This window comes from Symbiobacterium sp. (genome assembly GCF_040797425.1).
Classification (GTDB): domain Bacteria; phylum Bacillota; class Sulfobacillia; order Symbiobacteriales; family Symbiobacteriaceae; genus Symbiobacterium.
In genome coordinates, this window is the sequence record NZ_JBFNEH010000095.1 from 1 (window position 1) to 5,925 (window position 5,925).

Sequence of the window (5,925 nt, forward strand, 5' to 3'; positions counted from 1 at the left end):
GGAGCCGGTTGGCCCAGTCGCCCGCCTCGGCGGCGCTGCGGGCAGCCACGCCGGGTGGCCCGGAGGGGGTCCGCTTCGCCGACCGGCTCTACCTGTTCGTGCGCGGCACGGACAACGGCATCTACACCACCGTGCGGACGCGCCGATAGCGCTGAGGAAGACCGCCGCCCGCGGAATGCCCCCGGGCGGCGGTCAGGCGTTTCGGAACTGCGGCGCCGCGCCAGGCGTCGAATGAGGAAACGAGGGCATCGCGGCCGGACTTCCGCTGCCGCCGGATGTCCGGTTGCGCGCGCTGCCACACGCGGACTCGACGCCGCTGGAGGAGGAGTTTCGCCTTGCGCAGTTTCCGCTGTGCCCTGATCTTCTGTCTGCTGCCGGCCGTGCTGCTCACGGCCTGTGCCGCCGGCCAGGCGCCGTCCGATCCGGCGCCGCCGCCCACTCCGTCGCTTGAGCCTGCACCCGCAGCCACGCCGGCGCCGGGGCCTCCGGACGCTGCCGTGGCCGACGTCGCCAACCACTGGGCCTACACCCAGGGCTACCTCCAGACGGCCGTGGAGCTGGGCATCCTCTCCGGCTACAACGCCCAGACCTTCGGCCCCAACGACCCGCTCACCCGGGCGCAACTGATCAAGATCGCGGCCGCTGCGCTGGGGCTCACGGAGTCCGGCAGCGCCACCTCCTACACCGGCGTGCCCTCCTGGGCGAAGGGCTGGGTGGCCGCTGCGGAGCAGGCCGGGCTGATCGGCGCCCGGGCACCCCATCCGATCTGGACCAGCGGCGACCTGAACGGCGACGCCCCGGTCACCCGGGCCGAGGCCGCCACCGTCCTGGCCAACCTGCTGGCGCTGAAGCAGTAGCACCAGACCCCGGACCGCTCACAGCGGTCCGGGGTCTCGTGCCTGGCTAATCCCACTCCCAAACCCCTCGGGGGACGGCCGACGGGCTGCTCAGGCTGATCCGCGTGATGCGCCCTCCTGACAGCACCACAAGAACCGCCCGATCGCAGTCCGGGTACGCCCACACGAGCTGACCATCCGGCAGCTCCTCCGGGCGGCCGTGCAAGGTCAGGGCGCGCTCCAGGCTGTCGCCCACGCGCAGCCCTGAGCGGAGACCGCCCTGCGTGATGGTCTGCCTCACCACCTGGCCGTCCCGGAAGCGGATGGTGAGCCCCCTGTCCGGGTACTCCCACTCCGCGCTGTCCTCTTCCGCCCTCTCGGCAGCAGGCCGGCCAAGCCGATCCGCCACCCAGGCCGGCTCCCGCAGGTGCAAGTCGTCCGCGCCCTCCACAGCCAGCGCCTCGCACCGCATCGGTCGCAACTCGGCCGGCCAGCCTTCCCTCTGATCCAGCTGGAACCGGCCATCCACCCAGAGGAGCTTGCGACAATCCATGATCTGCCCCTCCTCGGAAACCGGGCAGATCACCACATGAGGCTGCTCCAGGTCATCCCGGAAACCCAGGTATGGATGCTGGTACAACGAGGAATTGCCCACCCCGAGACCGTTCTCTTCCCCGGGATCCAGAGCCAGATTCGCCCACTCCTGCCACTCGATGCCGGCGAAGGCTTCGGTGTCCGGCCGCCAGGCGCCCTCTTGCAGCCGCCAGGCCCAGATGCTGCCGCCATGGGGATCGAGCGTGCTCTGCAGCAGGAACAGCAGCAACGGTCCCTTCGAATCCACGTGGTGGACCCGGTGCCCGCGGTACGGGCCCGCGTCCATGGGGTGCAGTTCCTGAACCCGCACCGTCCCATCCGGCTCCTGCCACTGCACCCAGTAGTTCGAATACTTGAGGCTTCCCCACGGCGGGGCTACCGGCCCGAACTCCACGAAGCGGTAGGGCTGTCCGGGAGTGCCATACACGTTCACGCCAACCAGATCAGCCAGAGCTGCGGGGGGCAATTCCCAGGCCTCCCGCGTGCCGAGGCACTCCGTGATCCGCACCACCTGCCGGTCCAACCACTCGTCCCATGTGCGCTCGTTCAGCGGCGTGGGCATCTCCTCCGGGGGTTTGCAGGCCCCGCCGGCACCCGTGCTCGGGTTCTCTGCCTCCACAGGGGTCCCGGCAGCAGCCTCGCTGCCTCCCTCCACCCGGTCACCTCCCCCCGCACCACCGCCCGGGCGTTCCGGCTCCGGTGGGGTGGCGGGCGGCGCCGAGGCGCCGGGGCCGCCCGCACCCCCCGTACCTTCGGGCCTCGGGACCGGCCCGGCAGGGGCCCCGGGTCCGGCCGTGCAACCCAGAAGCACAGCGGCAAACAGACAGAGGGCTACCGCCCGCCTTGCATCACGCATCCCTTTTCGCTCTCCCCGTCATCACTGTCGCAGATAGGCCATGGGGTCCTGCCACTGGGGGAACTGAACCCTGCTGCCCGACCCTCGCTCGATCACCCGGTACCTTTCCCAGTCAAACTCCAGCCGCGTTCCGTGCACCACGCCGCCACCCTCGACGATGGCGATCTTCCTGGACCAGACGTCGCTCTTCCAGTTCGGATTCGAACTGTTGGCCACATGCCAGGCCAGGTACCTCAGCAGGCCCTGTTCCGAGGCGGGCCGCTGCTTCCTCAGCCCGGCCTCGATGGCGTCCCAGGCGTAGTAGAACGAGCCGTTCTGCTTGCGCACGTCGTAGAGCAGGGCCAGGGCCTGCGGGGAGCTCACCTTCCAGCTCTTGGCCGCCCCCAACGAGCCGTCCCTGAGGATGTAGTGGTCGCTGGTCATCTCCTTCTTCGCCAGGTCGAGCATCCGTTTGGCGTCTTGCAGCTGCAACCGCATGACGACCGTTTCGCCGGCGAGGTCCTTGAATGCCTTGTGCCAGCGGCTGTTGGGGTTCATTACCTCTCTCCCGATCACCGGCAGCACCGCCTGAAGTTGGGCACCACTGAGGTTGATGATCTCGGCCATGGTGTACTTCCGGTTGCCCACTTGCAGCGTGAGGCTGTTGGGGAAGTGGCGATAGAAAATCTCCGGGTGGTCCCTGAGCAACGGCCGGAGAATTTCGCTCTGCAACGTCCCCTGCCCCAGGTTCCACTGGGCAAATCCGAATGAGACGCCCTGGCCGTCGAAGTTGCCGGCCAGATTCGCGAAGCCCCCGGTGCCCTCATAGGTGGCGGAGATGCGCACCGCCATCTCCTCTTCCGGCGTGAGGCCGTACAGCACCCGCCAGGCTTGAACGACGCCGTCGATTCCCGTGCCGAGCTCGGCCAGTGAACGGATGCAGACGTCCTCGGCCCTGAAGTAGACCCGGCTGCCGTCGCCACGCACGCGATAGACCTCGAAGTGCAGGTGCGGCCCCGTGCTCACGCCCGTGCTGCCGACAAAGCCGAGCACATCGCCCGCGGTCACCCGCTGCCCCACGGCCACCTCGGGCTTCTTCATCATGTGGGCGTAGAGCGTATGTAGACCGTCGGGCCCCTTCAAGACCACGTAATAGCCGTAACCGCTGTCGTACCCCGCCTCGACCACTTCGCCGCTGTGTGCGGCGAAAATCTTCGTGCCCTGCGCCGCGCCGAGGTCGGTCCCATAGTGCACTTTCTCCTGGCCAGTGACGGGATGGATTCGCAGGCCGGCCCGGTCGGTTACCGTATAGGTGCCGGGCGCCAGCGGATAGAGCAGCGGGAGCGGCACATAATCGCGCACAGGGATTTCCTTGTAGGGATTACCACCCAGGAACCCCACGGCCTCTCTCCGCAGGCCGCGGAACAGCCGCTCCTGTTGATCCCGTTGCGCCCGCTCGTGCTCCCACTGCTGCAGGATCCCCTGGCCCAATGCACCCCGGAAGAGCTCGATCCTGGCTTCGGCTGCCGCTCGTGCGGCGGGGTCTGCCGCGCTGGCCCGGGCGTCCACCGCCTGCAGGTAGGCCGCGCGCACCCGGTCCTGATACTGGTTCCACAACTCCTTGTGGGGAACCGTCCCGAACAGGTGGTAAACGGAGGCCAGTGCCTGGTGCGCTTCATTCACACGGCTGGCGTCGCCGGCAATCAGCCCCTCGAGCAGCTGCGCATAGCTCGCCCTGAACTGCTCCACCTGTGCGAACTGCACCGCGGTATCGTACCACTGATTCGAGGCCTGCCAGAGCCGCTCGCCCATCGGGTCGAGCTCAGCAAGCCGCTCCCGGGCGGCGGCGCCCTGCGCAGCGAAGGGTTCGGTGGGCTGACCTTGCAGGTACGCCTGCATCCAGCCCTCCTTCGCACGGTAGAGGCTGGCGTAGGCATCGTGAATCGCCACCGCCTCGTTCTGGATGGCCTGCACCAGCGCACCGTAGATCGGGTGCAGGAGCCCGGCATCCCGCTGCTCACGCAGGGGCTGATAATGGTTCCGGTCCCATTCGTCGGCCGCCGCCTTCCCGTCCGTGATGACCTGGTACCAGTACTCCTTCTTCCCGGCCACGAACGCGTCGCGAAAATCCAGCCAGCCGCGCACCTCATCAGCCGAGTTGCCGAAGACCCGGTCGAGGAGCTGCCAGAAGCGCTCCTCCCCCAGCTGCAGGCGATACCGGTCGATCTTCTTCAGGAACCGGCCCATCTCCTCAGGGGTCGCGCGGCCCAAGAACATGGCATCCCGCATCGCGGTCAGGTCCGCGATGGCCCAGGCCTCCACCCGCTCCTGGCCGGGGCGCTGGCGCTCCACTCGGGTGCCCTGCTCCGGCGTGCGCGCGTCCTGTTCCTCCGTCCGGCCGCCAACCGCGGGGGACTGCCACGCAGGCGAAAGCTTGGTTCTCCCCTGGATGAAATCCGCCAGGGTCTGCCCCGCGGCCAGCGCCTGCACCCGGACGAGCGTGCGCCCCTCAGCACTGTCGAGCCCCCGGGCGGCCAGGGCGCTCATCACCGCCGGACCGTACCGTTCCTGGGCACCCCCGGGGATCGCGTCCAGGGCCCTCTCCTCGCGGAGGAGCTTGGTCACCACCTGCAGGGCGAACGCCCCGAGCTGCACGGGGTTCCGCACTTCGGCCGGCGCTCCTCCCAATGCGGCCAGCGTCTGCAGAACCTCCTGGTTCTCCAACAGCTTGTCCACCTGGACCTTCAGGTCCCCCGCCGTAAAGCCTTTCTGCCTGTGATCGAGCGCCAACGCCACTGCGCGATCGCTCACGGCTCCCACACTCCCTTGCTCTCACTCCATTGTGGCTCCCAAAGGTTTGCTGCCCCGACAGGGCAGCCCCAATCACGTTCTCGCCACCCTAGCCCGACAGCGGCAGCCAGGGCACCGGGTCCTGGTCGTCCTGGCGCACCGGCGGCGGGTCGCCCGGCCGGAAGCGCGCCGGCCATTCGGTAATGTCGGCCAGCCGGAGATGCGCCGGATGCTGCCCGGCCTGCATCACCAGCACGTGGCCCTGCTGCCACCGCAGCACCTCGTCGGGCGTGAGCAGCGGGCGGCCCGAGAGCTGTTCGCTGATACCGCCGCTGGTCTCGTACTGCCGGAACGAGGCGTTGCCCGTGGCCGTGCGGATCGTGTACTGCCCCAGCTTTCGCGAGATCTCCTCGGCCGTCTTGTGGTCGTTGGTCCGCAGGAAGAGCCAGGTGTCGCAGTTGGCGCTGATCACGTCCGCCGTCTCCTTGCCGTAGCGGGCCTCCAGCTGCTGCAGGGCCTGCAGGATAATCATCGCGGCCATGCCCCGGCCCCGCATGACGGAAATCATCTTATCGAAGTCCTTGAACTTCCCGATGTTCGCAAACTCGTCGAGCACCCAGAACACCGGCACGGGGATCCGACCGCCGGGCGACAGGTTGGCCAGCCGCGTCAGGGCGCTGTACATCTGCTGCAGATAGATGGCTGCGATTGCGTTGCGGCTGCTCTTGTCGTCGGGCAGCAGCAGATAGACCACCGTCGGCTCCTGCCCGATGCTGGTGAAGGTCTCGTCGCTGGCCGCGGTCATGCGCGTGACGGTGGGGTCGGCGAAGAGGCGCAGGTTGACGGCGGCGGTGGTCAGGATGGAGGAGC

The 5,925-nt window shown here is 68.5% G+C and carries 4 protein-coding genes; 1 reads left to right on the forward strand and 3 read right to left on the reverse strand.

The features are described from left to right. Positions 1-335 precede the first annotated feature (335 nt). Positions 336-857, forward strand: coding sequence for an S-layer homology domain-containing protein (locus AB2385_RS16445; RefSeq protein WP_367656098.1), 522 nt, complete (start codon positions 336-338; stop codon positions 855-857). A 46-nt stretch (positions 858-903) separates the two neighbouring features. Here the strand turns inward: AB2385_RS16445 and AB2385_RS16450 are convergent, their stop codons facing one another. The 3 genes from AB2385_RS16450 to AB2385_RS16460 form a co-directional block, all read right to left on the reverse strand. Next, positions 904-2,085 carry a hypothetical protein gene (locus AB2385_RS16450; RefSeq protein ID WP_367656099.1) on the reverse strand — a complete coding sequence of 394 codons (1,182 nt, stop codon included), beginning with the start codon at positions 2,083-2,085 and terminating at the stop codon, positions 904-906. Between the two features lie 222 nt (positions 2,086-2,307). Next, complete coding sequence (locus AB2385_RS16455) at positions 2,308-5,076, reverse strand: M23 family metallopeptidase (RefSeq protein ID WP_367656100.1); 2,769 nt, start codon at positions 5,074-5,076, stop codon at positions 2,308-2,310. 88 nt (positions 5,077-5,164) lie between these two features. Next, positions 5,165-5,925 (reverse strand): type IV secretory system conjugative DNA transfer family protein (locus AB2385_RS16460; protein WP_367656101.1); only part of this gene is annotated, 761 nt, incomplete at its 5' end.